The organism is Nocardia sp. NPDC060220, assembly GCF_042727815.1.
Taxonomy (GTDB): Bacteria; Actinomycetota; Actinomycetes; order Mycobacteriales; family Mycobacteriaceae; genus Nocardia.
The window spans coordinates 1-1825 of record NZ_JBHWZY010001129.1 but is presented as its reverse complement, the minus strand read 5'-3'; the positions used below and the strand labels follow the sequence as shown (position 1 = coordinate 1825).

1 protein-coding gene and 1 pseudogene are annotated in these 1825 nt (G+C 68.8%); both read left to right on the top strand.

Annotated features, from left to right (window positions below; genetic code table 11):
- Positions 1 to 72 precede the first annotated feature (72 nt).
- Positions 73 to 1026 (top strand): annotated as a pseudogene (locus tag ACFWF3_RS34445) (aldehyde dehydrogenase family protein); the annotation flags it as partial.
- The coding region (locus tag ACFWF3_RS34440) for a proline dehydrogenase family protein (RefSeq protein ID WP_379318216.1) at positions 1026 to 1825 on the top strand (800 nt) is incomplete at its 3' end. The pseudogene ACFWF3_RS34445 and the gene ACFWF3_RS34440, both read left to right, overlap by 1 nt.

Genomic DNA, 1825 nt, shown 5'->3' with positions numbered 1-1825 from the left:
TCTCCGGCCAGCGTTCGCGCAGCGCCTTCAGCAGTGTGCGGAACGGGTCCGACGGGGACGGGTGCAGGTACAGGACTGCCGCCCGGAGTGATCAACCTGGTCAACGGGGCGGGTCCGGTGATCTCCGATGTCGTGCTGGCCGACCCACGACTGGCAGGCGTGCACTTCACCGGGTCGACGGCCACCTTCCAGCACCTGTGGCGCGAGGTGGCGCAGCGTTTGGACGGCTACCGCACCTATCCGCGGCTGGTCGGGGAGACCGGCGGCAAGGATTTCGTGCTCGCACACCCGTCGGCCGATCCGGCGGTACTCACCACCGCGCTGCTGCGCGGCGCGTTCGACTATCAGGGCCAGAAGTGCTCGGCCGCTTCGCGAGCCTTCATCCCGCGTTCGGTATGGGCGACGATGTCGGAAGACCTGATCGAACGGACATCGAACCTGCGCTACGGCGATGTCACCGATTTCACCAATTTCGGTGGGGCACTGATCGATCGACACGCCTTCGACCGCAACACCGCCGCGCTCGAGCGCGCCAAGGCCACACCGGGCCTGACCGTGGTGGCGGGCGGACACAGCGATGACAGTGTCGGCTGGTTCGTCGACCCGACGATCGTGGTCGGTGACGATCCCACCGACGAGGTCTTCGGCACCGAGTACTTCGGCCCGATCCTGGCGGTGCACGTCTACGACGACAGCACCCCGACAGCCTTCGCCGACGCGATGGACCTCGTCGACAGCGGCAGCCCCTACGGGCTCACCGGCTCGGTCATCGCACAGGACCGCACCGCGATCACCGCGGCGACCGACCGGCTCACCTTCGCCGCGGGCAACTTCTACATCAACGACAAACCGTCCGGGGCGGTCGTGGGCCAGCAGCCCTTCGGCGGTGGACGCGCGTCCGGCACCAACGACAAGGCCGGTTCCCCGCAGAACCTGCTGCGCTGGACCTCCGCGCGCACGATCAAGGAAACCTTCGTTGCGCCCACCGAGCATCGCTACCCTCACCAGGCACCGGAGGTCGGCTGATGTCTGCTCTGCTGCGTTCGACCATGCTCGCCGCCGCGCGTTCACCCCGACTGGAGCGCACCATCACTCGACTGCCGATCAGCCGGGCGGTGGTGGCCCGCTTCGTCGCGGGCACCAGCACCGAGGAGGCGGTGCGGGCCACCGAATCACTGTTGCGCTCAGGACGCTTCGTCAGCATCGACTACCTGGGCGAGGACACCACCGACCTAGGGGGCGCCGAGGCGACCGTCGCGCAGTACCGGACCTTGATCGCCGCGCTCGGCGCACTCCCCCAGTCCGAGGTGGCCACGGGAGCTGTTCGGCCACTGGAGGTTTCGGTGAAGCTGTCCGCGCTCGGGCAGGCCGTGCCGAGCGGCGGTCACGCCATCGCCCGCGAGCACGCCCGCCAGATCTGCGCCGCCGCCGAGGCCGCGGGAATCTGGGTCACCGTCGACGCCGAAGACCACACCACCACAGATTCGACGCTGTCGATCGTGCGCGAACTCCGCGCCGACTACCCGTGGCTGGGCACGGTGCTGCAGGCGTATCTGCGCCGCACCGAGGACGACTGCCGCGCGATGGCGGGCCCGGGCTCGCGAATCAGGCTGTGCAAGGGCGCCTATGACGAACCCGAATCGGTCGCCTTCCGCGACAAGGCCGAGGTCGACGCGTCGTACATGCGGTGCCTCGGCGTGCTCACCGCGGGCGCGGGCTATCCGATGATCGCCTCGCACGACCCGGCCGTGATCACCGCGGCCGGGGTGGGTGTGCAGTCGGCACAGCGCAAGACCGAGGAGTACGAATACCAGATGCTGTACCC